This is a genomic window from Pseudomonas sp. 51_B (assembly GCF_017491595.1).
Classification (GTDB): Bacteria; Pseudomonadota; Gammaproteobacteria; order Pseudomonadales; family Pseudomonadaceae; genus Aquipseudomonas; species Aquipseudomonas promysalinigenes.
In genome coordinates this window covers 18,411-39,923 of sequence record NZ_JAFGYW010000031.1, presented here as the reverse complement: position 1 = coordinate 39,923, position 21,513 = coordinate 18,411, and the positions used below count along the sequence as shown (strand labels likewise).

The 21,513-nt window shown below is 61.2% G+C and carries 20 protein-coding genes; 14 read left to right on the top strand and 6 right to left on the bottom strand.

The window, feature by feature from the left end:
- Positions 1–171: 171 nt before the first annotated feature.
- From J5M56_RS21725 to J5M56_RS21710, 4 genes are all read left to right on the top strand, one after another.
- Entirely contained in the window at positions 172–1,356 is a 1,185-nt protein-coding gene (locus J5M56_RS21725) for an MFS transporter (protein ID WP_186477962.1), read from the top strand.
- A 189-nt stretch (positions 1,357–1,545) separates the two neighbouring features.
- The gene (locus tag J5M56_RS21720) at positions 1,546–2,256 is read left to right on the top strand and encodes a YebC/PmpR family DNA-binding transcriptional regulator (RefSeq protein WP_060478451.1); all 711 of its coding nucleotides are present in this window, start codon (positions 1,546–1,548) and stop codon (positions 2,254–2,256) included.
- Between the two features lie 134 nt (positions 2,257–2,390).
- The gene (locus J5M56_RS21715) at positions 2,391–3,335 is read left to right on the top strand and encodes a LysR family transcriptional regulator (RefSeq protein ID WP_186477961.1); all 945 of its coding nucleotides are present in this window, start codon (positions 2,391–2,393) and stop codon (positions 3,333–3,335) included.
- A gap of 83 nt (positions 3,336–3,418) precedes the next feature.
- A complete protein-coding gene (locus J5M56_RS21710) occupies positions 3,419–4,831 on the top strand; it encodes a DOPA decarboxylase (protein ID WP_207937766.1) in 1,413 nt (470 codons plus the stop codon).
- Positions 4,832–4,866: 35 nt separating this feature from the next.
- Here the strand turns inward: J5M56_RS21710 and J5M56_RS21705 are convergent, their stop codons facing one another.
- Positions 4,867–6,240, bottom strand: coding sequence for an MFS transporter (locus J5M56_RS21705; RefSeq protein ID WP_207937765.1), 1,374 nt, complete (start codon positions 6,238–6,240; stop codon positions 4,867–4,869).
- A gap of 474 nt (positions 6,241–6,714) precedes the next feature.
- On the opposite strand from J5M56_RS21705, the gene quiC reads away from it, so the two are divergent.
- Positions 6,715–8,622, top strand: coding sequence for a 3-dehydroshikimate dehydratase QuiC (quiC, locus tag J5M56_RS21700; RefSeq protein WP_186477958.1), 1,908 nt, complete (start codon positions 6,715–6,717; stop codon positions 8,620–8,622).
- An 82-nt stretch (positions 8,623–8,704) separates the two neighbouring features.
- Here the strand turns inward: quiC and J5M56_RS21695 are convergent, their stop codons facing one another.
- Positions 8,705–8,953: a CsbD family protein gene (locus tag J5M56_RS21695; RefSeq protein WP_060478446.1), complete on the bottom strand. Its 249-nt coding sequence runs from the start codon at positions 8,951–8,953 to the stop codon at positions 8,705–8,707.
- Between the two features lie 166 nt (positions 8,954–9,119).
- On the opposite strand from J5M56_RS21695, the gene J5M56_RS21690 reads away from it, so the two are divergent.
- Complete coding sequence (locus tag J5M56_RS21690) at positions 9,120–9,791, top strand: TetR/AcrR family transcriptional regulator (protein WP_060478445.1); 672 nt, start codon at positions 9,120–9,122, stop codon at positions 9,789–9,791.
- 6 nt (positions 9,792–9,797) lie between these two features.
- Here J5M56_RS21690 and J5M56_RS21685 read toward each other — a convergent pair whose 3' ends face one another.
- Entirely contained in the window at positions 9,798–10,805 is a 1,008-nt protein-coding gene (locus tag J5M56_RS21685) for a GlxA family transcriptional regulator (protein WP_207937764.1), read from the bottom strand.
- Positions 10,806–10,944: 139 nt separating this feature from the next.
- On the opposite strand from J5M56_RS21685, the gene J5M56_RS21680 reads away from it, so the two are divergent.
- Both J5M56_RS21680 and J5M56_RS21675 read left to right on the top strand, forming a co-directional pair.
- On the top strand, positions 10,945–11,415 hold the full coding sequence (locus J5M56_RS21680; RefSeq protein ID WP_207937763.1) for an FAD/FMN-containing dehydrogenase: 471 nt from the start codon (positions 10,945–10,947) through the stop codon (positions 11,413–11,415).
- A gap of 88 nt (positions 11,416–11,503) precedes the next feature.
- Positions 11,504–11,716, top strand: a complete 213-nt coding sequence (locus J5M56_RS21675) for a PLDc N-terminal domain-containing protein (protein ID WP_060478442.1) — start codon at positions 11,504–11,506, stop codon at positions 11,714–11,716.
- Between the two features lie 39 nt (positions 11,717–11,755).
- Here J5M56_RS21675 and J5M56_RS21670 read toward each other — a convergent pair whose 3' ends face one another.
- The gene (locus J5M56_RS21670; protein WP_207937762.1) at positions 11,756–12,082 is read right to left on the bottom strand and encodes a hypothetical protein; all 327 of its coding nucleotides are present in this window, start codon (positions 12,080–12,082) and stop codon (positions 11,756–11,758) included.
- Between the two features lie 194 nt (positions 12,083–12,276).
- Between J5M56_RS21670 and J5M56_RS21665 the strand changes: the two genes are divergently transcribed.
- Positions 12,277–12,771, top strand: coding sequence for a GNAT family N-acetyltransferase (locus tag J5M56_RS21665; RefSeq protein ID WP_207937761.1), 495 nt, complete (start codon positions 12,277–12,279; stop codon positions 12,769–12,771).
- 137 nt (positions 12,772–12,908) lie between these two features.
- A complete protein-coding gene (locus J5M56_RS21660; RefSeq protein ID WP_186477954.1) occupies positions 12,909–14,999 on the top strand; it encodes an EAL domain-containing protein in 2,091 nt (696 codons plus the stop codon).
- A gap of 34 nt (positions 15,000–15,033) precedes the next feature.
- Here J5M56_RS21660 and J5M56_RS21655 read toward each other — a convergent pair whose 3' ends face one another.
- Positions 15,034–15,858, bottom strand: a complete 825-nt coding sequence (locus J5M56_RS21655; RefSeq protein WP_186477953.1) for an aldo/keto reductase — start codon at positions 15,856–15,858, stop codon at positions 15,034–15,036.
- A gap of 225 nt (positions 15,859–16,083) precedes the next feature.
- On the opposite strand from J5M56_RS21655, the gene J5M56_RS21650 reads away from it, so the two are divergent.
- The 4 genes from J5M56_RS21650 to J5M56_RS21635 all read left to right on the top strand — a co-directional run bounded on the left by J5M56_RS21650 (position 16,084) and on the right by J5M56_RS21635 (position 20,425).
- Positions 16,084–16,962, top strand: coding sequence for a DMT family transporter (locus J5M56_RS21650; RefSeq protein ID WP_060478437.1), 879 nt, complete (start codon positions 16,084–16,086; stop codon positions 16,960–16,962).
- A gap of 53 nt (positions 16,963–17,015) precedes the next feature.
- Positions 17,016–17,642, top strand: coding sequence for a glutathione S-transferase (locus J5M56_RS21645; RefSeq protein ID WP_207937760.1), 627 nt, complete (start codon positions 17,016–17,018; stop codon positions 17,640–17,642).
- A 117-nt stretch (positions 17,643–17,759) separates the two neighbouring features.
- Positions 17,760–18,971: a M24 family metallopeptidase gene (locus J5M56_RS21640; RefSeq protein ID WP_207937759.1), complete on the top strand. Its 1,212-nt coding sequence runs from the start codon at positions 17,760–17,762 to the stop codon at positions 18,969–18,971.
- Between the two features lie 119 nt (positions 18,972–19,090).
- Entirely contained in the window at positions 19,091–20,425 is a 1,335-nt protein-coding gene (locus J5M56_RS21635) for an MFS transporter (protein ID WP_207937758.1), read from the top strand.
- Positions 20,426–20,438: 13 nt separating this feature from the next.
- Here J5M56_RS21635 and J5M56_RS21630 read toward each other — a convergent pair whose 3' ends face one another.
- The gene (locus J5M56_RS21630; RefSeq protein ID WP_207937757.1) at positions 20,439–21,434 is read right to left on the bottom strand and encodes a GlxA family transcriptional regulator; all 996 of its coding nucleotides are present in this window, start codon (positions 21,432–21,434) and stop codon (positions 20,439–20,441) included.
- Positions 21,435–21,513 lie beyond the last annotated feature (79 nt).

The following is a 21,513-nucleotide window of genomic DNA, read 5'->3' as shown; positions in this document are numbered from 1 at the left end:
GCGGCGCCCGACAGGCTGCCGCTTTCGACCACCTTGCAGAACACCTCCATTTCCCCGGATCGACCGTAGTATTCCATTTGTGCCTCCAGCGCAAAGGTGATTGCCAATAAAGCTGTCTAGTGCGCAAAAGGGAGTGATCGTAGCATTCGCGTCATAGATAAGGAGCCTCTCATGCGAATCAATCCCCCTCTTGTGGCACTGGCCATCGGCGCCTTCGGCATCGGTGTCACCGAGTTCGCCCCCATGGGTATGCTGCCCGGTATCGCCGCCGATCTTGGCGTATCCATCCCGGCGGCAGGCCTGTTGGTCAGTGCCTACGCCTTGGGCGTGCTGATCGGTGCCCCCTTGATGACCCTGGCTACCGGCAAAATCCCGCGGCGTTATTTATTGATCGGGCTGATGGCCATTTTCACCCTGGGCAACGTGATGTCGGCGATGGCTACCGACTATCAGAGCCTGCTCTTGGCGCGGGTGGTCACCTCGCTGAACCACGGTGCGTTCTTCGGCGTGGGTTCGGTGGTAGCGGCCAGCGTGGTACCCCCGGACAAGCGCGCAGGCGCAGTGGCGGCCATGTTCATGGGCCTTACCCTGGCGACCATCGGCGGCGTGCCTTTGGCCACCTGGTTTGGCGAACTGCTCGGTTGGCGCACGGCGTTCTGGGGCATTGCCGGCCTTGGCCTGGTAGCGATGGCGTCGCTGTGGTTTGCGCTGCCCGATGTGCCGCTGCCCAAAAGTGCCGGCGTAATGGCCGAAATTCGAGTATTGGGCCGCGGGCCGGTGCTGGCGGCCTTGACGCTCACGGTGGTGGGCTCCAGCGCGATGTTCACTGTGTTCACATACATTGCGCCGATACTGCACAGCCAGGCACAGGCTTCGACGTCCTTCATCACAGCCATGCTGGTGCTGTTCGGCATCGGCCTGACCCTCGGTAATGTGTGGGGCGGCAAGGCGGCGGATCGCTCGGTCGATCGGACCTTGATCGTTTCGCTGCTGGTGCTGATCGCGGTGCTGCTGGTGCTTCCAGCGACGTTTGGGTGGTCGCTGCCCACGGCACTGGCGATTCTGCTCTGGGGCATTGCCAGTTTTGCCTTGGTGCCGCCCCTGCAAATGCGGGTGATGGATGCGGCAAAGGACGCACCCAACCTTGCATCGGCGGTCAACATCGGAGCCTTCAACCTGGGGAACGCGATCGGTGCTGCGCTGGGTGGCGCGGTGATCAACGCCGGGTTGGGGTATTCGGCGGTCGCTTTCGCCGGCGCTTCGATGGCCGCGTTGGGCTTGGTGTTGACCCTGGCCTGGCGCAACCGCCCGGTCGTCCCCGTTGACCAATCGGTACAGCCCTACAGCCCCTCCTGAACCCTTTGCAGGAAGGTGGCCACCATCGGGCGTGAGCGCTGCAGCACGCCAGGGCGGTGACACGTTCGCCTAAGGCGGGCGCGTGCTGGCGATGAGATTACTTGTCGATCCACTGCCTGAGGGCGTATAAACTGCTCCCACTTTTGGCCGGTCGCTTCCTGAACCGGCCGCGGAAACAAGAGAGTCGACATGGGCGCACAGTGGAAAGCCAAGCATAGAGAAACAGCTGCCAACGCCAAAGGCAAGATCATGGGCAAGCTGGCCAAGGAAATTCAGATCGCCGCCAAGTCCGGCGCCGACCCGGACATGAACCCGCGCCTGCGCCTGGCCATCTTCCAGGCCAAGAAAGCCTCGATGACTCGCGAGACCCTTGAGCGCGCGATCAAGAAGGGCGCAGGCCTTGACGGTGAGTCCGTGCAATACCACGCCGTCAGCTATGAAGGTTTCGCCCCGCACCAAGTGCCGCTGATCGTCGAGTGCCTGACCGACAACGTCAACCGCACCGTTGCCCAGATTCGCGTGCTGTTCCGCAAGGGCCAACTGGGGGCCAGTGGTTCGGTAGCGTGGGACTTCAACCACGTTGGCTTGATCGAAGCTACCCCCGAAGGCGACGCCGACCCGGAAATGGCCGCGATCGAAGCCGGGGCCCAGGACTTCGAGGAAGGTGAAGAGGAGGGTTCGACCCTGTTCATCACCGACACCACCGACCTGGATGCGGTGCAGAAAGCGCTGCCAGACCATGGTTTTACCGTGACTTCGGCGAAGATCGGCTATACCCCGAAAAACCCGGTGAGCGCTGCCAGCCTGAGTGCCGAGGCGCTGGCCGAGGTTGAAGCCTTCCTCGAAGCAATCGACGAGAACGAAGACGTGCAGAACGTCTATGTCGGTCTGACGGCTTGATCGCTAGGGCCGCTCAGCGGCCCATTCGCCGGTGAACCCGCCCCCGCAGGAATGACACAAGCTTTGGTTTTGTGCGGCCCTGCCGGTGCGGGTTCACCCGCTAATGGGCCTGTGCTTTTCAGACGGGAGCTTGCATGAACCCGACTTTCGCCACCCTTAGCCTTGCACACCTGCGCACCCTCGACTGCCTCCTGCAGCTCAAGAATCTCAGCCATGCCGCCGAACGCGTGGGGGTCAGCCAATCGGCCCTGAGCCGGCAGTTGGCTCATCTGCGCGAGGCCTTTGACGACCCACTGCTGGTCCGCCAGGGCCGTGGTTATGTGCTCAGCGAACATGCCCAAACCCTGATCGAGCCCCTGCGCCAAGTGCTTGAAGCGCTTCATGCGCTGCGCCAACCTGCCGTCTTTGATCCAGCGCGCTGCGAGCGCCGCTTTTGCCTGGCCGCGTCGGACTACGTGGCCGAACACATGCTACCGCTGCTGGTGGCTGCACTGGAGCAGGAGGCCCCAGGTGTGTCCATCGACTTTCGCACCTGGCAGGCCGGGCAGTACGCCTTGCTTGCCAGCGGTGAAATCGACCTTGCTACCACCCTGTTCGACGAGTCGCCACCGAACCTGCACGGTCGCCTGCTTGGCGAAGACCGAGCGGTATGCCTGATGCGCAAAGATCATCCCCTGGCGGCTCTCGAGCAGCTGGGGCAGGACGATTACTTGGCCTGCAAGCATGTGCGGGTCTCTGGCGGCGGCGACAAGGACAGCTTCATCGATCGCCACCTGCGTTCCCAGGGTTTGCAGCGGCGCATCAGCCTGCAAGTGCCGTTTTTCTCGGCTACGGTGCAGGTGCTCGGCAACAGCCAGGCGCTTGCCACCGTCCCTGAGCACATCGCTCGGCAGTTGTGCCGTTTGCATGGCCTGGCATGGCGACCGTTGGCATTCGTTGAGCATACCCAGCGCTATTGGGTGGTGTGGCATCAGCGCCTACAAGCTTCGGCCGAGCACCGTTGGTTGCGCAACCGAGTGTTCGAGCTGTGGCGGCAGTCGCAGTTCGGCGTGCAGGGCGGTGCTGCGGGTTTGCCATAGCAGCTATGCACGAAGCGGGGTTATTCGCCCAAGCGCAGGGGCCTAGACTGCGAGGTATCGGATAACCCCCCAGGAGTGCACGCGTGACCCCAGAACAATTTCGCCTGTACGGCCATCAACTGATCGACCTGATCGCCGACTATCGCCAGACCGTTGCCCAGCGCCCGGTCATGGCCCAGGTACAGCCAGGCTATCTCAAGGCCCAGTTACCTGCAGGCGCACCCCAGCAGGGCGAGCCCTTCGAAGCGATTCTCGATGACGTCAACCAGTTGCTCATGCCGGGGCTGTCGCACTGGCAGCACCCGGATTTCTACGGTTACTTCCCCTCCAACGGTACGTTGTCGTCAGTACTGGGTGACTTTCTCAGTACTGGCCTCGGCGTGCTGGGCCTGTCGTGGCAATCGAGCCCGGCGCTGAGCGAGCTGGAGGAAACCACCCTCGACTGGCTGCGCCAGCTGCTTGGCCTGACGGCGCAATGGAGTGGGGTGATTCAGGACACTGCCTCCACCAGCACCCTGGTAGCGCTGATCAGCGCACGCGAGCGTGCCACTGACTACGCACTGGTACGCGGCGGTCTGCAGGCCGAGGCCAAGCCGCTGATCGTCTACGTCAGCGCTCATGCCCACAGCTCGGTGGACAAGGCTGCACTGCTGGCAGGCTTTGGTCGTGCCAACATCCGCCTGATCGCCACCGACGATCAGTTCGCCATGCGCCCACAGGCCCTGCAGGCAGCGATCGAACAGGATTTGGCCGCTGGCAACCAGCCCTGTGCGGTGGTTGCTACCACCGGTACCACCACCACTACCGCCCTTGACCCACTGCGCGCGATCGGCGAAATCGCCCAGGCCAGCGGGTTGTGGCTGCATGTGGACTCGGCCATGGCAGGTTCGGCGATGATTCTGCCGGAGTGCCGCTGGATGTGGGACGGCATCGAGCTGGCTGATTCCGTGGTGGTCAATGCGCACAAGTGGCTTGGGGTAGCGTTCGATTGCTCGATCTACTATGTGCGTGATCCTCAGCATTTGATACGAGTAATGAGCACCAACCCCAGCTACCTGCAATCGGCGGTGGATGGTGAGGTGAAAAACTTGCGCGACTGGGGTATCCCACTGGGGCGGCGGTTCCGGGCGCTCAAGCTGTGGTTCATGTTGCGCAGCGAAGGGGTCCAGGCATTGCAGCAGCGGTTACGGCGCGACCTTGACAATGCACGTTGGCTGGCAGAGCAGGTGGGGGCGGCGGCGCAGTGGGAAGTGCTGGCACCTGTGCACTTGCAGACCCTGTGCATTCGTCATCGGCCGGTAGGGATGGAAGGTCAAGCACTGGATGCCCATACCAGGGCGTGGGCAGAGCGCTTGAATGCGTCCGGGCTGGCGTATGTGACGCCGGCAACGCTCGAAGGGCGGTGGATGGTGCGGGTGTCGGTGGGGGCCCTGCCGACCGAGCGCGAGCATGTCGAGCAGCTTTGGCGCAACCTACAGGCGGTGGTTGCAAACTGAAAGTGCCGGGGCCGCATGGCGGCCCCGGCGGTCCATCAGTGGCTTACTGCATGGAAGCTGCCCTTGCGGCTGGCTTCGAAGGTGTCCTTGTCCATTGGCTTGGCGTCTGGATTACCCAGGTCTTCCATCGCCAGGCGATGGGTTTCCGGCGCAATGTAGGCCGCCAGTGCACACACGCAGGTGATGAAGAAGGCCAGGCCACCCACGACCAGCGGGATATTCTCAGAACCCGGTGGCGCCACCAGGGCGAACAGGGCGGGCAGCATGGCAGTGAGCATGGTGCCGATGTTCTGCGCGATGGCCATGGCCGAGACGCGGTAACGGGTCTGGAACAGCTCTGGGTAAAAGCTTGGGAACACCGCGTTGTAGCCTTGGTAGACCATGCCCCACATCAGGATCGAGGTGGCGAATGCCAGCGGCATGTTTTGGATGCTGATTGCGTAGAGGTACACGAAAGCCAACAGGCCAGAGCCCAGGCAACCGGCGATCATGGTCGGGCGACGGCCAATCTTGTCCGACAGGTTGCCTACGAATGGAATCACCAGCACCGCGACGATGTTGCCCACCACCGGGATCCACAGGTATACGCTTTTGTCGAAACCGATGCCGTAGGCCGGTTGCACGGCGTAAGCAGCCCCGAAGATGGTGGCGACCACGGGGATCACGTTCATCAGGGCCATGAACATCACCAGCACCATGTGTTTCCAGCTGTGGCGGAAGGCCTCGCTGATTGGCGATTTGGCAACCTTGGCCTGCTTCTCTTCCTTCACGAACGCTGGGGTTTCGTGCACCTCCTTACGAATGATGAAGCCTGCGATCAGAACAATGGCGCTCATCAGGAACGGGATGCGCCAGCCCCAGTCGTTGAATGCTTCGCTAGGCATGAAGTAGGCCAGTGGCAGGAATACCGCTGCCGCCATCACCTGGCCAGCCTGCACACCCTGCAGGGTGAAGCTTGCGTAGTAGCCACGCCGGCCGAACGGCGCATGCTCCATGATCATCGAACTGGCACCGGAGATCTCCCCGGCCACGGCAAAGCCCTGGACCAGGCGCAGCAACACCAGCAGAGCTGGGGCGAGCATGCCGATGTCGTGGTAGGTCGGCAGCAGGCCGACAGCCATGGTCGAAATACCCATCAGGAACATGCACAGCAGCAGAACGTTCTTGCGCCCGCGGGTGTCACCCCAATGGCCGAGCACGAAGGCGCCGACCGGGCGCGCCAGGTAACCCACGCCATAGGTGGCAAGCGACGCGATGATGGCCATCTTCGGGTCTGTGTTGGGGAAGAAAATCTGCGGGAAGATCAGCGCCGCAGCCTGGGCATAAATGAAGAAGTCGTAGTATTCGAGTGCCGAGCCAATCCAACCGCTGGCGGTCGCTTTCTTGGCTTGAGAGCTGGAGTGAGCCATCGTTGTCTCCGTTGTTCTTGTAGGTCGCCGCACGGCTGGCGTCGCTGGACGCGGCCAACTGGGTGCGTTCGCTTGTCGGGAGTAGGGCGTGGGTTATAGCGCGATTGCTCGCAGCAAGTGTCTGCAACGTGAGAACGAACGAGCAGGTGCGGATCGCAAGGCGATGGAGGTGTGCATAGGTCGGTACCCGGTTTATTGAACTTATTATGTTGTGACGTTGGGCTGGTCTGCGCAGGTTTGCCCAATGGCCCTCTGGGCAGCAGGGGCAGTGGGTGTAGCTGCGTCTGGGTTCATGTTTGCCTAGGCTTGGCAGCGAATCAATTCGCTAAAATCGGTATTGTGCGATAATCGAACGCAAAACTAACCGTTTCGTACAAACAGATTGCCGGACTGACTTTACCTGCGAATAATCAACTGTGCCAGAAACCCTATTGGGCTTCGGCCTGTCGTCTGTTCAACAACAAGGAACTCCCCATGCAGCGTTCGATTGCCACCGTGTCCTTGAGCGGTACTCTGCCGGAAAAGCTCGAAGCCATCGCTGCCGCCGGTTTCGACGGCGTAGAGATCTTCGAGAACGATTTGTTGTACTACGCTGGCAGCCCCCGCGAAGTGCGGCAGATGTGCGCCGACTTAGGCATTGCCATCACCTTGTTTCAGCCGTTTCGTGATTTCGAAGGTTGCCGCCGCGACCGACTGCAGAAGAACATCGACCGGGCCGAACGCAAGTTCGACTTGATGCAGGAACTGGGCACCGACTTGGTACTGGTTTGCAGCAACGTCCAGGCGGACGCCCTGGGGGATGAGCAGATTCTGGTGGATGACCTGCGCCTGCTCGCCGAACACGCTGGCAAACGCGGCCTGCGCATCGGTTACGAAGGCTTGGCCTGGGGCCGCCATGTCAACACCTATCAGCAGGTCTGGAACCTGGTGCGCCAGGCCGACCATTCAGCGCTGGGGGTGATTCTTGACAGCTTTCACACCTTATCGCTTAAAGGCGACCCGGCTGCGATCCGTGACATCCCGGGCGACAAGATCTTCTTCGTGCAAATGGCCGACGCGCCCATTCTGAACATGGACGTGCTGGAGTGGAGCCGCCACTTCCGTAATTTCCCAGGCCAGGGCGAATTGGACTTGGCCGGCTTCCTGGCACCGATTCTGGCAACGGGCTATCGCGGCCCGTTGTCGCTGGAAATCTTCAACGATGGGTTCCGCGCTGCCCCCCCTCGGCAGAATGCCGCTGACGGCCTGCGCTCGCTGCTCTACCTCGAAGAGCAAACCCGCCTGCGCTTAGAGCAGGAGGGCACTACGATCGAGCCGGGCGTGCTGTTCACCCCACCGGCTGCCAGTGCCTATGGCGGTGTGGAGTTCCTCGAATTCGCTGTCGACGAAGCCGTCGGTGCGCGTTTGGGCAGTTGGCTTACCCGGCTGGGCTTCGCCGAAGCCGGCAAGCACCGCAGCAAGGACGTGCGCCTGTTGCGTCAGAACGACATCAACATCGTGCTCAATGCCGAGCCGTACTCCTTTGGTCATAACTTTTTCGAAGCCCACGGCCCCTCGCTGTGCGCTACCGCCCTGCGGGTGAAGGATGAACACGCCGCGCTGCAGCGTGCCACCGATTTTCGCGGCCAGCCATTCCGTGGTCTGGTCGGCCCCAACGAATGTGAAGTGCCGGCCGTGCGTGCGCCTGACGGCAGCCTGATCTACCTGGTGGAGCAGGGCAAGGAGGGGCCTTCGTTGTACGACACGGACTTCCGCCTGGACGCGGCTGCCACTGTCACCGGTGGCCTGCAGCGTATCGACCACATGGCCCTGGCACTGCCGGCCGAGGCGCTGGACAGTTGGGTACTGTTCTACAAGAGCTTGTTCGATTTTGCTGCCGATGACGAAGTTGTCCTGCCAGACCCATACGGCCTGGTCAAAAGCCGCGCTCTGCGCAGCCCCTGCGGTAGCCTGCGGTTGCCGTTGAACATATCGGAAAACCGCAACACCGCCATTGCCCACGCGCTGTCCAGCTATCGTGGCTCGGGGGTGCACCACATCGCTTTCGACTGCGCGGACATCTTCAGCGAGGTGGCGCGGGCTAAGGAGTCTGGTGTACCGCTGTTGGAAATCCCGTTGAACTACTACGACGACCTTGCGGCGCGCTTCGATTTTAACGATGAATTCCTCAGTGAGTTGGCGTATTACAACGTGCTGTACGATCGTGATGCCCAAGGCGGCGAGCTTTTCCACGTCTATACAGAGCCATTCGAGGAGCGCTTCTTCTTCGAAATCATTCAGCGCAAAGGCGGCTATGCCGGATATGGCGCTGCCAACGTGGCGGTACGCCTAGCTGCAATGGCCAAACGTCGCAGCGGGGCTGCGCGCAAGCCGGTGCTCTGACGGCTGATGCGACAAGGCACCGGTGAACCGGTGCCTTGAACCCAATGCTAGGGGAGCGCGACGGCATTGCCGTCTGCGCAAATCAGCGTCGCAACAAGCGGCTGACAAATAGCGTCAGGCCCGCAGCCACGGCCAGTGCCGTCAGTGGCTTCTCCCGGACGAACGCGGATACGTTATCCAGGGCATCGCCATAGCGTTTGGTCACCTCGCCTGACACTTGGCGCGCATCTCCCTGTGCTTCGAGCTCAGGATCTTCCAGCCACTGGCCTGCCGCGCTCTGCGCCTTGCCTGCCACTTTCTCAGCAATCCCTTCGATCTGTTCACGCTTCATGGTCAAGTGATTCCTCTGTTATGAACAATGCATGGTCTGGCAGAGCGTTAGGTCGGCGTTGCTGCGCATTAGTTCAGACAATCACCTTGGCAATAGCCGCTTCCCTGCATCCGCTCACTCACGGATAATCCCTGGTCAATTCCAATAATCATTCCCGTGAGCCTCCATGACCGACCCCGTAGCCCCCCTCAGCCCGCCTGAACCCTCGGCTACGCGCCAACCGCGCAAGAACAACCCCGAGAAAACCCGTGAGGACATCCTCCAGGCCGCCATCAACGAATTCGTCCAGCAAGGCCTGGCCGGTGCACGCGTAGACGCTATCGCTGAGCGTACGGCCACCTCCAAGCGCATGATCTACTACTACTTCGGTAGCAAAGAGCAGCTGTATGTCGAATGCCTGGTAAAGCTCTACGGCGACATCCGCAAGACCGAGCAGAATCTGGAGCTGGAATCGCTGCCGGCCGAGCAGGCAATCCGCCGGCTGGCCGAGTTCACCTTCGATCACCATGACCGCAATGTCGATTTCGTGCGCATCGTCAGCACCGAAAACATTCACTACGGTGAGTACGTCAAGAAGTCCCCGGCCATCCGGGAGATGAGCAGCCTGGTGTTGCAAGCCCTGGGTAGCACCCTGGCGCGTGGTGTGGAGGAGGGGGTGTTTCGCCCCGGCATCGAGGTCATCGACCTGCACATGCTGATGAGCGCTTTCTGTTTCTATCGGGTGTCCAACCGGCATACCTTCGGTGACATCTTTCAGATCGACCTGGCCGACGAGCAAGTCAAACAGCGTCACAGGCAAATGATCTGCGACGCTGTTCTGAGTTATATCCGGGCTTGAAGCGCCTTATTCGCCCAACCGCTGCTCCCGTGAAGGTGGGTAGCCGAAGTAGGCGGCGTAGCACTTGCTGAAATGCGATACCGAGACGAAACCGCAGGCCACCGCTACCTCCATCACCGACAGGTCGGAATACTGCAGCAGGCGGCGGCTTTTGGTAATGCGCAGCTCCATGTAGTAGCGCCGCGGCGAGGTGCCAAGCTGTGCTTGGAACAGGCGGTCGATTTGCCGGCGCGAGCGGCCGCTGTAGGCAGCCAGCTGATCGAGGCTCAGGGTCTCTTCGAGGTTGTTTTCCATCAGCTCGACGATGGTGCGCAGGTGCAGGCTCATGGATTTTTTCGCCCCGGGCCCTACCTGGCGATAGCGGGCACCAGAGAACGAGAGAATTTCTTCCACGCCTTCGGCCAGCCCGTCGCCGTAAAGGCGACGCACCAGGCCGAGCATCAGCTCCATGGCACCATTGGGGCTGGCAGCACTGAGACGGTCGCGGTCCAAGGTGAAGCTGGCCGGGGTAATGCGGGTTTGCGGGCTGCGTTCGGCTAGGCTGGCGCGCTGTTCTGGGTGAACGCTGCAGCCGTAGTCGTCGAGCACGCCAGCGCGGCCGAGGAACCAAGAGCCATTCCACAAGCCGCCCAAGGCCATACCGTGGGCGGCGGCATCGCTGAGCAGGCGGTCGAGCTCGGGGTACTTGAGGGGGGTGCGCAGGCCACCGCAGACGATCAGCAAGTCAAGTTCCTTGAGTTCGTTCAAGGTCAACTCATTGGCCACCAATTCCAGGCCCAGGTCGCTCAATACCCGATCACCCGTCAGGGACAGCGGAGTGAACTGGAAGCTGTCAGCACGCAGCAAGTTGGCGGTGACCAGCACGTCCAGTGCCACGGTGAAACTGGCCATCGAGAAGTGCTCAAGCAGGATGAAGTCGACGCGGTAGGGCGCTTGCGCAGAACCGCCGCTGGCTTTGAGCCGCAGCATGTTACTGGTGCTGGTCTTCTTGCTGAACTGACGTGGGGTAGGCACTCTAGGCTCCGCTTCCTGGCTTGCCGGCAAAGTGTGGCTGCAGCCTTCGCGAAAGACAATCGCCTGGGTGGGCTTGGTGTATTGAAGGTCGTATTGAGGCAAGTCAGCTATGCTGACGCTATCGCTTTGGAGAATCTCGATGAAGTACCCCGCTGCCTTGTTGTTAGCGCTAATGCCGCTGCTGGCCAACGCCCTGGAGCCCGGCACCCGATTGGCGCCTTGGACCTTGCTCGACCAATATGACCAGCCGTACAGCCTCAATGCCAGCACGCATGTGTTGCTGGTGGCCCAGGACATGGATGGCGCGAAACTGGTCAAAGCGGCCCTGGCCGAAACACCCAAGGGCTACCTGGAATCGCGCGACGCCGTGTTCGTGGCAGACATCCAACGGATGCCAGCGCTGATTAGCAAGCTGTTCGCTGTCCCGGCGATGCGCGATTACAGCTATCGGGTCATGCTCGACCGCGATGGGCGAGTGGCCAGCCGTTACGATGTGCCCGCCGGGCATGTGTTGTGGTTGCAGTTGAAAGACGGGGTGTTGGTGCGTCAGCAGGCCTTCGCTGAGGCTCAGGCACTCAAGGCGGCCATGGCCGATTCGCCTGCGCACTGAGGTGGACTGCACTATGGCCCACTAGAATTGAAATGAACCCTCAGGTCTGTCAGCGGCCCAATTTGTACATGCCAACAGGAGAGTGCTCATGGAAATCGGAACGGTCTGGATCATTGTCGCGGTGTTGGTCATCCTGCTGGAGATCATGGCCATCTGGCATATCATCGGCAGCGACCGGCGCGCTGAGCGCAAGATGCTGTGGGTCGTATTCGTTGTTTACGCACCGTTCCCAGGACTGTTGTTCTGGGCCTGGCGTGGGCCGCGTGCCGTCAAGGGCAGGTCGGTGCTGGAAGAGAAATGACCCGGCGGCCTCAGACGCTGGCGCCTGAGGCCCAGGCGCTTATTCGGGGCTGATGCTGATGTTTATGGCTGGGGCCAGGCCGCTCACCAGCAAGCTGCCGGCGAAGCCGACTGTCTTGTGTACCTCCAATGTTTTGAACGCGTCTCGAATGTAGGCGCGTACCAACCGTCCCGCTTCCTTGCGTTTCTCTTCAAGGGTGCCTGGGCCCAGGTCCAGCTCACCCAGGAGCGTCGTTTCGATTTTGTCCGTGGTTTTCCAGCCCATCTGCTCGCGCAAGTAGGTGCGGGTGCTGGCGGCGTCGCTCTCGTAACGACTATCGATTGGGCTGACCGTATAAGAGAGTTGGAACGCGTGGGGCTTGCTCATGGCTTCTCCTTCGGGGTAGCGGCACTGTGCTGCAGTGCACGGCTGCGTGCCGGGAATGGCAATTTAGCGAAGCACATGGCGTATTCCTACATACAAGGTGTTGAGTGCAATTGGCCCTATGTAGAAAGCTCCTACAGTGCGAGTAGCGGCCGGAAAAGCCTTACAATGCTCAATTTGACCGAGCTGCTTTCTTCATGCTGCCCATCGAACTGCAACGCACCACGGCCGATCAGGCTGATCTGATTCGCAATCTCTATCAGTTCTATGCCTATGAGTCTTCCGATTGGGAGCAGGAAGACGTGGAGGTCGATGGCCGCTTTTACATCCATGAAGACCATCTCGTACGCTACTGGCAATCCCCTGGCTGGAGTGCCAGCCTAATCCTGGTCGATGGGTTCATCGCAGGCTTCGTGCTGGTGGAGCGCAGCGAACTGCCCGGCATCGATGCCATGGAGCTTGCGGATTTGTTCATCCTCAAGCGCTATCGACGTCAGGGCATAGGCCGGGCCGTAGCCATCGAACTGCTCACGCAACCTGGTGACTGGCTGTTGCGCTGCCACGCTTTGGACACTGGCGCGGTTGCGTTTTGCAACGCTGTGGTGAGCGACTTGCACCGGCCTGCGCAGCGGATATTCCCAGGCGATGACCCCCAGTTGGTGACTTACCAGATAACGTCCGTTTTGCACTGATTAAAGGTGAATCAGCCAGTTTTTGTGAAACGCTTCACAAAATTTCCGGCCAAGGCATAATGCCATCACTCTTTCACAACTTCTGGCCGAGCTGGCCCGTGTTTCATTCGAGCATGATGCACGCTCAGGTAAATTACATGTCGTTAGCCGCCAACCCCGACATCATGTACCGGCTGTTGATTCAGAGCGTGGTGGACTATGCCATCTACATGCTCACCCCGGACGGGGTAGTGGCCAACTGGAACCCTGGCGCTCAGCGAGCCAAGGGCTATCGTGCCGAAGAAATCGTCGGCAAGCATTATTCGCTGTTCTACAGCGAAGCCGACCGCTGCGCAGGCTTGCCCGAGCAGAATCTCGAACAGGCTCGCAACATCGGCCGGTTTGAAGAGATCGGTACCCGCCTGCGCAAGGACGGCACAGTCTTTCACGCCCATGTGGTGATTGAGGCAGTGCGGGACGATCAAGGCCAACTGGTAGGCTTCGCCAAAGTCACGCGTGACATTTCCGAACGCCGCCAGCAGGAGCTGGAATTGCTGCAGGCCAAGGAGCTTGCCGAGCAGTACAGCCAGGAAATGGCCAATCTGTCGCAGTTCCTGGACTCGGTCATCGCCAACATTCCCGCCAGCGTCATCGTTCAGGACCTGCAAAGCCAGCGCATCCTGCTCGCCAATCAGCAGGCCGAGCAGCTGTTCGGACAACCTGGCAAGCCCATGATCGGCCATACGCCCAGGGAATGCCTGGCACCTGCCGTAGCGGCCTATCTGGAAACTCAGCTCAGCCGGGGGGCGCGCAGCGGCAAAGGCTTCGCCGCCCAAACCCTAGTCGATACCGCCGGTGGCTCGCGCACGCTTCGCAGCCGTGCTTTGCTCAGCCAGAAATGCGAGGGCCAGGCCGATTACGTGCTGTTCGTGGCCGAAGACGCCACTGAGCAACTGGCCGCCCACGCCCAGATCCATCACATGGCCCACCACGATGCCCTCACCGGCTTGCCCAACCGAACACTGTTTCACGAGCGCCTCAAGCAGGCGCTGGCCCGGGGGCGGGATAACCAACAACTGACCGCCACACTGTGCCTGGACCTGGACAACTTCAAGAACATCAATGACTCCCTCGGCCATGGTTACGGCGACAAACTGCTGCGAGCCCTGGGCAAGCGGCTGCGCAGCGAGCTACGCGAGGACGATACGCTGGCCCGGCTTGGCGGTGACGAGTTTGCCGTGGTGCTGGCCCAACTTGACAGCCGCGACGCTGCCTGCGCGACCGCCAAGCGCCTGATCGAGGCGATGAGGCCGCCCTTTCATATCGAAGGGCATCAGTTTTCCGTGGGCCTGAGCATCGGCATCGCCCTGGCTCCCGAAGACAATGAAAACGGCGAACAACTGCTGGGCTACGCCGACATGGCCTTGTACGAGGCCAAGCGCAACGGCCGCAATCGCTACGAGTGCTTCCATTTGGAACTGGACGTCGCCGCACGCCAGCGCCGGCTGGTGGAAACCGACCTGCGTACCGCTCTGCACCTGGGGCAGTTGCAATTGCACTACCAACCCGTGGTGGATCAGCAGACCAATGCTGTGACCGGCTATGAGGCTCTGTTGCGCTGGCAGCATCCAAGCCGTGGGATGGTCATGCCCTTGGATTTCATTCCCATCGCCGAAGAAACCGGATTGATTCATGAACTGGGTACGCGGGCACTGAACCTGGCTTGCCAGGAAGCCGCCAGTTGGGGCACTGAACAGACGGTTTCGGTCAACCTCTCGCCGGTGCAGTTCAAGAATGCCAATCTGGTTCATACCGTGGCGTTGGCCCTGGCGGACTCGGGGCTGGCGCCGCAGCGCCTGGAGCTGGAAATCACCGAGTCGGTGCTACTGGGCAACAGCGAGGAAAACGTGCGCACTCTGCGTGCCTTGAAGGACTTGGGTGTTTCCATTTCACTGGATGATTTCGGCACAGGCTATTCCTCGCTGGGTTACCTGCGCTCGTTCCCGTTCGACCGCATCAAGATCGATAAGTCGTTCGTCCACGATATGTGCGACAGCCGCGAGGCAATGTCGATCGTGCGCGCCATCACCGAACTGTCCAATAGCCTGATGATTAAGACCACAGCCGAAGGCGTAGAGTCGCAGGAGCAGATGCAGCGGCTGCGAGCTGAAGGCTGCTCGCACCTGCAGGGTTACCTGTACGGGCGCCCGGTGCCGGCTAGCGAGCGCCTGAAACAGGTCAGCCTATAGTGCCAGCGCTGGTCCCCTGGCGGCGTTGCAGCCTTCAGCTATTCCAGTCGGGCGCGAAGTCCGGGCTGACCAAGCGCTGATCTTTGGCCAACCCTGCAATCAGTGCCCGGTCGGCATCATCAAGCTGCACCTGCAGCGCCGCCAGGTTGGCCAGCTGGTTTTCCCGAGTGCTGGCTTTGGGGATCACCGCGACCCCGTCCTGGTCCAACAGCCACTTCAGTGCGACCTGGCTGGGCAGCACGCCATGCTTGCTGGCGATCTCTTGAATGGCCGACTGCTGCGCCGCGTGGCCGCGAGCCAGCGGCGAGTAAGCCGTCAGCGCCAGGTCATGCTGGCGTGCATAATCGAGCATTGGCTTCTGGCTGAGCAGTACATGGTATTCGACCTGGATCGCCGAAAGCGGCGCGCCGAGCTCCTCGATTACCCGGCGTAGCAGGCCGAGCGGAAAGTTGGCCACGCCAATGCTGCGTGCCTTACCTTCTTCACGCAGGGCCACCAGGGTTTCGATACTCCGGGCCAGGTCCCAGTCCTTGCCAGGCCAGTGGATATGGAACAGGTCGACCTGCTCAGTGCCCAGCGCGCGCAGGCTGTCTTCCAGCGACTGGCGCATGGCCTTGGGTGCCAGGCGATCCCACCAGACCTTGGTGGTCAGGTGTATCTGCTCGCGCGGCACGCTGCTTGCGCGCAGCGCCTGGCCAACGGCCGCCTCGTTGTCGTAGGCAGTGGCCGTATCGATATGGCGGTAGCCCAGCTCCAGTGCCTGCTGCACAGCGCGGCTGCAGGCATCACCGGTCATCGGCCAGGTGCCCAGGCCGATGCAGGGCATGTCAAGGCCGTTGGTGGTTGTAAGCCGTTGCATGAAAACTCCTTGTTAGCGGTCGAAGGTCCGCGATCGATGGTGCGCGCTCTGGCCGTCAGGGGCCATGCCGGCGAGGCAGAAAGTGGTCGATCAGCGAACGTATTGCTGCACCCACCCTGCAAAGCGTTGAAATGAACTTCCTCACGTTGTCGTATCTCTTCTAGAATCCGTGCTGTCGCAGCTTCCCTTGGCGCAGCATTGAGCCGCGCCGCCGTCGAGTACGCCATGAGTTCCAGCACACCGCTGTCCGGAGTCAACCAACCCCTGCGTGGCATCGCCCTGGTGGTGGTGGCGACGTTCCTGTTCGCCAGCCACGATGCCCTGTCCAAGTTCCTCGGCGGGCTGTACCCGATCGTCATGGTGGTGTGGGCACGTTATGTGGTGCATACGCTGCTGATGGCCGGGATCTTCCTGCCCAAATCAGGCCTCAATGTGCTGCGTACCCGCCGGCCAGTGCTGCAAACATTGCGTGCGCTGAGCCTGCTGAGCACCAGCCTGCTGTTCACCACAGGCCTGCAGTACCTGCCATTGGCCGAGGCCACCTCGGTCAACTTCCTTGCGCCTGTGCTGGTTACAGCGCTGTCGGCTCCGCTGCTCAAGGAGCGGGTCACCGTTGGCCAGTGGGTGGCCGTGGTGCTGGGCTTCATTGGCGTATTGGTGGTTGTCCACCCCGGTGGCGCGATGTTCACCCCAGCCATTTTGTACCCGTTCGGCTCGGCCCTCGGGTTTTGCTTCTACCAATTGCTCACGCGCATTCTGGCGGCCCACGACAGCCCCACCACCAGTAACTTTTACGCCGGGTTGTGCAACACCTTGGTGATGAGTGCGCTGGTGCCGTTTTTCTGGGAAGTGCCGCGCTGGGACCACGCGCTGCTGATGCTTGCCTTGGGAGGCTTTGGCATGAGCGCCCACCTGTTACTGACTCAGGCGTTCCGCCACGCCGCCCCGGCGCTGCTGGCGCCGTTCAGCTACTGTCAGATCGTTTTCGCAGGCTTGCTGGGGCTGCTGATCTACCGCCAGATGCCCGATAGCGCGAGCCTGCTGGGTATCGCCATCATCTGCCTCAGCGGCCTGGGCGCAGCCTGGATGCAGCGCAAGCGCTAAACTGGCCGATGCCACTGGGGCGACCGTTCATGCAAACATCGAAGGTGCCTGCCATGTCTGAATACACGCTGCATTGCTTCGCCGAGTCCGGTAATGCCTACAAGGTTGCGCTGATGCTCGAACTCACCGGCCAAGACTGGCAGCCGGTGTTCGTCGACTTCTTTCACGGCCAGACACGTGATAGCCAATGGCGCGAAACGTTGAACGAACAGGGCGAGGTGCCGGTGCTTGAGCATGCTGGGCAGCGCCTTACCCAGTCGGCGCTGATTCTCGATTACCTCGCCGAGCGCACGGGGCAGTACGCCCCAGGTGACGAAGATGAGCGGCGTGAAATCTGGCGCTGGATGCTGTTCGACAACCACAAGTTCACCAGCTACTACGCCATGCTGCGTTTTCTGCTGTGCCTGAAGCAGACCGGCGAGACCGAAGTGACCGGTTTTTTGCGCGAGCGTGCCAAGGCGGCTTATCGGGTTGTCGATGCGCACCTGGCCAACACGCCGTTCATGGTCGGCAGGCGGCTTACCATCGCCGACCTGTCGCTGGCTGGGTATGTGTTCATGCCCGAAGATACCGGCATCGTGCTTAGCGAATTTAGCCATATCGAAGCCTGGAAGCAGCGGCTTCGTGCGTTACCAGGTTGGAAGCACCCCTATGACCTGATGCCGCGCACCGCTTCATAGGGGTAACGCGCCAATTGCAGGTCGGATAGATACAAAAGTGCCCTTGTCGGTTCTGTTGCAATGCTTTCCAGGCGGCCGGCCTGAACAGCGTGCTCACAACGACAAGGAACACCGACCATGCAAATGCCCCATACCCTGAAAATCCGTAATGGCGACAAGGTCAAGCCGACCTTCTCTGTACAGGAGTACGCCGCCCGTCATGCCCGGCTGCGGGCCTACATGGCAGAGCAGGACATCGAAGCGGCCATCTTCACCTCGTACCACAACGTCAATTACTACAGCGATTTCCTCTACTGCTCCTTCGGTCGCCCCTATGCACTCGTGGTCACCCAGGACAAGGTCGTCTCGATCAGCGCCAATATCGACGGTGGCCAGCCTTGGCGGCGCACGGTGGGCACCGACAACATCGTGTATACAGACTGGCAGCGCGATAACTACTTCGTAGCCATCCAGCAAGCTCTGCCACTGGCCTCGCGCATCGGCGTTGAATACGACCACCTCAACCTGCAAAACCACGCCAAACTTGCGGCCTGCTACCCCAAGGCCGAACTGCTGGACATCGGCGTGCCGTGCATGCGCATGCGCATGATCAAATCGGCCGAGGAGCAGGCACTGATCCGTCACGGCGCACGGGTCGCCGACATCGGAGGAGCGGCGGTGGTCGAAGCGCTGCGCGATCAGGTGCCAGAACATGAAGTGGCTCTGCATGCTACCCAGGCGATGGTCCGCGAAATCGCTCGCAGCTTTCCCGACGCTGAGCTGATGGATACCTGGACATGGTTCCAATCAGGGCTCAACACCGACGGTGCGCATAACCCGGTGACCAGCCGCAAAGTCAATAAAGGTGACATTCTCAGCCTCAATTGCTTCCCGATGATTGCCGGCTACTACACAGCGCTGGAGCGCACCCTGTTTCTCGACCATTGCCCCGACGATCATCTGCGACTCTGGCAGGCCAACGTCGAGGTCCATGAGGCCGGTCTGAAGCTGGTGCGCCCAGGCATGCGCTGCTGCGACATCGCTCAGCAACTGAACGAAATATTCCTGCGTCACGACCTGCTGCAGTACCGCACCTTCGGCTACGGTCATTCGTTCGGCACGCTCAGCCACTACTACGGCCGCGAGGCCGGGCTGGAACTGCGCGAAGATATCGACACGGTACTGGAGCCGGGCATGGTGGTGTCGATCGAACCCATGATCATGTTGCCCGAGGGGCGGCCAGGGGCGGGTGGCTACCGCGAGCATGACATCCTGATCGTCAATGAACAGGGGGCTGAGAACATCACCCAGTTCCCATACGGGCCGGAGCACAACATCATCCGCAAGTAAACCGCGGCCTGGCCCCTTCGCCATCACTGCGGCGAAGAGGCCTGCTGGCACCACAACAATAATGACCGTATGACCCCAACACCCTGCCTCCAATTAGAACAATCAGAGGGTAACCCGTCATGTCCAGCACCACGCTCAATATCCCCACCCTCGACGGCGCTGCAGCCGGCGCCGAACGCCAGGCATTGCGCAAGGCCGCGCGAGCCAGCTTCATGGGTAATTTCGTCGAATGGTTCGACTACGCAGCATACGGATACCTTGCGACCATCATTGCCGCCACCTTCTTCCCCCAGGCCGACAAGACCAGTGGCCTGTTGGCGACCTTTGCGGTGTTTGCCCTGTCATTTCTGGTACGCCCACTGGGCGGAGTAGTCTGGGGCCACTTGGGCGATCGCCATGGACGGCGCAACGCCCTGTCATGGTCGATTCTGATCATGTCACTTTCCACGTTCTGCATCGGCTTGCTGCCCGGCTATGCACAAATCGGCCTGTGGGCGCCGTGCCTGCTGCTAGTGATCCGGTTGGTGCAGGGTTTTTCGGCATCGGGTGAGTATGCCGGCGCAGCGGCATTTCTGGCCGAGTACGCCCCCGCTGGGCGACGCGGGCTCTACACCAGTATCGTGCCGGCCAGTACGGCGGCGGGGCTGCTATTCGGTGCAGCATTCGTCGCAGCACTCCATGAACTGCTCAGTAGCCAGGCCCTGCACAGCTGGGGCTGGCGCCTGCCGTTCCTGCTGGCGGCACCGTTTGGCCTGGTCGGTCGCTACATCCGCATGAACCTGCAGGACACGCCGAAGTTTCTGGAAATGGAGCAGCGCCTGGAGCGCAAGACGGGCATGACTGCCACGCCGATCGGCGTGCTGTTGACCCATCACCGTCGCAGCCTGGCCATCGGCCTGGGCGTCACATGCCTCAATGCCGTTGCGTTCTACCTGCTGCTCAGTTACATGCCAACCTATCTCTCCAGCGAAATGGGTATGAGTGAGCGTGACGCGTTCATCGCCTCGACGGTATCCCTGGCGACCTACATCGGCCTGATTTTTCTGATGGGGCGGCTGTCCGACCAGTTTGGGCGCAAGACCATGCTGGTGGTGGCTTCACTGCTGTTTCTGGGCTTCACCGTGCCGCTGTTCAAGCTGCTCGATGGCCAGCCGCTGCTGGTGATCCTGGCAATCCAGATCATCTTCGGCGCCATGCTGGCCATGAATGACGGCACCTTGCCGTGCCTGCTCGCCGAGATTTTCCCGACCGCAGTGCGCTTCAGTGGCTTTGCCCTGAGCTTCAACCTGGCCAATGCGCTGTTCGGCGGCACAGCTCCATTCATCGCGACTTGGTTGATCCAGGCCAGTGGCAATAAGCTGGCGCCGGCTGGCTATCTGCTGGCGGCGGCGCTGGTAGCCCTGGTGGCGATGTTGATGTGCAAGGAGACCGCACATTCGCCATTGAAGGATTGATGCCCCAAAGCCGTCAATGCAAAGAGGCCTGGCGCCGCTCGCCCAGTGGCGACAGGCCGAAGAATCGGCTGTAGCTCTTGGAAAAATGCGCCGGTGAACTGAAACCACAAGCCAGCGCCACCTCCCGCACCTGCACATCGCTGTGCAATAGCATCTCCCTTGCCCGTGACAGGCGCAATTGAAGGTAATACTGGCTGGGGGTGCGCTGCAGGTACTTGTGGAACAGTCGCTCTAGCTGGCGCACCGTCACTTCATTGAGGCTGGCCAGTTCTTCCAGCCCCAGCGGCTCCTCAAGGTTCGCTTCCATGATCGCTACCACCTGGCTCAACTTGGGTTGGGCGCTGCCTAGCAAGGTGCGCAGCGGCACCCGTTGGCGCTCGCGCTCCCCTCGCACGCGGTCGCACAGCAGTAGCTCCGCGGCCTTGGCAGCGATGGCCTGGCCGCCTTCCTGGCGGGCCACCAGTTGCAGCATCATGTCCATCGCCGCGACGCCACCGGAGCAGGTGAAGCGGTCGCGGTCAAGCTCGAACAGCTGGCTCGAGATGATGATGCCGGGAAATTGCTCTTGTAGGGTCAGCAAGTCTTCCCAGTGGATGGTGCAGCGGTAGCCAGCGAGCAGATCGGCTTTGGCCAGCAGATAACTACCTGTGCAGATCCCGCCCAGTGGCAAGCGTTGATGGGCCAGTTGCCGTAGCCAGTCGATCAGCGGCCGTGCGCCACTGCGGCTGCGATCAATCGGGTTGGCACCGACCACGAACAGCGCATCGAGCGTTGGCGCCTGGGCAATGCTGTAGTCGGGCAGCACCCGCATGCCGTTGCTGGCCACCACTGGCTCTGCACTGGCGGCAATCAGCACGGTACGGTACAACGGATGACGCGCGGCCAAGTTGGCCATGCGCAGGGTCTCCACAGCCGACGCCAGGCCGATGGTGGTGAAGTTTGGCAACACCAGAAAGCCGAAGGTTCTGGTTGGCGGTAGGGATTGGCCGGTAGCAAGGGGGTGGACCATTGCGATCTTCCTGTGCAAGCTGAGGCGTAGTGGGTCAGGGGGCAGTGGAAAAAACAGGCCTAGTGGATGTCTTGTTATT